The 3,088-nt window shown below is 48.9% G+C and carries 3 protein-coding genes; all 3 read right to left on the bottom strand.

Going from position 1 to position 3,088, the window contains the following annotated elements; translation table 11 throughout:
* Positions 1-187: 187 nt before the first annotated feature.
* The gene (locus tag QMN93_RS25710; protein ID WP_024223630.1) at positions 188-1,354 is read right to left on the bottom strand and encodes an iron-containing alcohol dehydrogenase; all 1,167 of its coding nucleotides are present in this window, start codon (positions 1,352-1,354) and stop codon (positions 188-190) included.
* A 422-nt stretch (positions 1,355-1,776) separates the two neighbouring features.
* Positions 1,777-2,718 (bottom strand): threonine/serine dehydratase, encoded by a 942-nt coding sequence (locus tag QMN93_RS25705; protein WP_044351353.1) that lies wholly within the window; start codon positions 2,716-2,718, stop codon positions 1,777-1,779.
* Positions 2,715-3,029, bottom strand: a complete 315-nt coding sequence (locus tag QMN93_RS25700) for a succinylglutamate desuccinylase/aspartoacylase family protein (RefSeq protein ID WP_044351355.1) — start codon at positions 3,027-3,029, stop codon at positions 2,715-2,717. The genes QMN93_RS25705 and QMN93_RS25700 overlap by 4 nt, the downstream gene beginning before the upstream one ends.
* Positions 3,030-3,088: the final 59 nt, after the last annotated feature.

The raw sequence follows: 3,088 nt of genomic DNA, 5'->3' as shown, positions 1-3,088 counted from the left end.
GTAAGCAGAGTTTTTGAAATGTAAGGCCTTTGAATAAGACAAAAGGCTGCCTCATCGCTAACTTTGCAACAGTGCCTCTTTACGAGCCATCCATTATCGCCGCGCGCTGCACCTTGTCAGCAACCTCAGGGGCAAAATGCCCCTGTTGCAACCATCATCTCACACTAATCGACGTTATGGCGGCAGATTACACAATCGCCTCACCTTCATACGCCTGACGATAGAGTTCGATAACCTGCTCTTTCGTCGCTTTTCGTGGATTCGTCAGTTGGCACACATCTTTCTTCGCATTTTCAGCCATCACAGCAAAGTCTTCCGGTTTAACGCCCAGGCTCTTGAGATCTTTCGGGATCCCGACTTGTTTACCCAAACGCTGGATAGCGCTAATCGCTTTGAGCGCCGCTTCATCTGTCGATAGACCCGCGACATTTTCCCCCATTGCTTCAGCGATATCCCTGAACCGATTTAAGTTGCCAATTAAATTAAATGATTCTACATACGGCAGCAGAATGGCATTACATACGCCATGCGGTAAATTATAAAAGCCGCCTAATTGGTGCGCCATCGCGTGCACATAACCTAACGACGCATTATTGAAGGCAATACCGGCCAGATATTGCGCATAGGCCATATTATCTCTGGCCTTCATATATTCACCGTTAGCAACTGCTTTCGGCAAATATTGCGTGATCATTTTAATGGCTTTTAATGCCGCCGCATCTGTCAACGGATTCGCCATGGTGGAAACATAGGCTTCTATCGCATGGGTTAATGCATCCATACCTGTCGCCGCAGTAAGCGACGGCGGCATACCCACCATCAACTCGGGGTCATTAATGGAGATTTGTGGCGTCACGCGCCAATCAACAATCGCCATTTTCACCTTGCGTTCGGTATCGGTAATAATACAGAAGCGCGTAATTTCAGACGCGGTGCCTGCGGTGGTATTAATGGCCATCAGTGGGATCATGTTGTTGATTGATTTATCAATACCTTCAAAATCACGGATACTCCCTCCGTTGGCAGCGATCAAACCAATCCCTTTCGCACAGTCATGAGAAGAACCACCGCCGAGAGACACAATGGCATTACACTCATTCTCACGATAGGATTTAATCCCCTCTTCCACATTTCTATCGGTTGGGTTAGGTTCTGCGCCGCCAAATATATGTACCCCAATGCCTACCTGCTGATAAATCGCCGCCACTTTATCTGCCATACCACTTTTGGCGAGAAATGCATCCGTCACAATCAGTATTTTTTTGACATTTAATGTTTTCGCAAGAACACCGGCTTCTTGCACACTTCCCTCACCAAAGACATTCCGTGTGGGCAAAAAATAATATGTTGACATCGTTTTCCCCTATTTCGTCATAATGGCTATAAGAATGTCCATTTAGGCTCCTGAATCCTGGTCATGGAAACAGCTTCATCACAGCAAAATAGAATGATGCCATGGCGAAAATAGCAAAAGCGCAGGCTGAACATCTGCTGGCAGTGTAAGGGATACCTCATAAAGAACCGTGATCAACCACACAAAAAGAATGATCTTTTTTAACAATAAGTGACATTGCATTCACAACTAGGCTGCGTTGCATTCGCAATCACGTTGCTTTTGGTGAGTGGAGTACGTGAGTTAAATAAAAAGCTACAACGTATTGAAATGGAGAGGCCGTTACTGCATATGCGCATCGCCAAGGCGGTATGGCATCCTGCCTACAACACCGCCTGTTACGCTACAGATGAGAAAACTGTCTTATCCGTTAACGACCCGGATCACATACCGTTAGTCCCACTCCCACACAAAACAACAGCGATTTTCTCATCGGGGTTTGTGACGAAGCATCTTCTTGTTACGGCCGCAACAGCCGTAGCCGCGCCCAATTCAATTGCCAGCCCTGTCGACGCCCATACTTCCCGTGCTGACGCTTCTACCTGGTCTTCAGGGACGAGGACAATCTCGTCTACATACTGCTCCGTCAATGCAAAATTAATCGCTTCTGTTGAACGTGCCGCAAGGATGGGAACAATCGTTTTTACATTCTCCAGTTTTACGATTTTTTGCTGCTGACGGCTGGTCCACATCATCGGGCATCCCGCTGCTTCAACACCAATGATACGAATGTCAGGTTTAAGCAGCTTGGCTGCCTGTGCCACCCCAGCGATAAGTCCGCCACCGCCGATTGAAACGACCAGTGTGTCAACCTCTGGCCATTGCTCCAGAATTTCCAGCACGATGGTTCCCTGACCAATGACGACATCTCTGTCAGCATAGGGGTGAAGTAATGCGCCCCCCGTTTCCTTTACTCGAACGCCGGCAGCATCCCAGCTTTGATCCCAGAAGTCGCCTTCAACAGTCAGTTTTGCTCCGTAACTTTCAATACGCTTTCGCGTCAGATCCGTGCTGGTATTCATCACAAAGACATCTGCGGGTATGCTGAGTTGCTGCCCTACGTAAGCGACTGCCGCACCGAAATTTCCCCCTGACGCAGTGGCTAACCCCTGCTGACGAACTGAGAGTGGGAGATTGAGGACACGGTTAAATGCACCTCGGGCTTTAAACGAGCCGGTTACCTGACAACATTCAGCTTTCAGTCTGAGCTCAATTCCCGGCACGGGCTGCCAGGGTGCCGTTTCAACAAGCGGCGTTTTGCGCACCCACGGTCGTACTCGATCCAGAGAAGCCTGATAGTCCGACAGGGTGATATCCTGATTCATGAGCGTTCCTTATTCGACAGGTTTTGTACCAAAACCGCAAGACTGTTGCCCTGAGACGTAGCACCAAAAGTGCGCTGAGAATAGACCCGTCCCTTGACCTTAAAATGTATAGCCTGCGGTATGGCTTCTGGTTCTGAGAGGCGGTGAAGCCATCCAGCCAGATCACCTGCTTGTACTTCATCACCGATTTCCACCACGGGTTCAAACCATCCATCGCCGGGCGAAAGAAGATTGCCACCGGCAGGAATGAAGACCTGTAATGAAGGATCGGCAGGCTGTGACGCGGTATTGATTAAGGAAGGTGCGAACAAGTTCCTGATATGAGATCATCATATTCATCCGGAGCGCATCCCAGAGGGACATCATGAGC

The organism is Enterobacter sp. R-1.6.2 (genome assembly GCF_035064085.1).
Lineage (GTDB): Bacteria > Pseudomonadota > Gammaproteobacteria > Enterobacterales > Enterobacteriaceae > Enterobacter > Enterobacter asburiae_B.
Note: the sequence above shows the minus strand (reverse complement) of the source record. Positions and strands in the feature narration are given on the sequence as shown.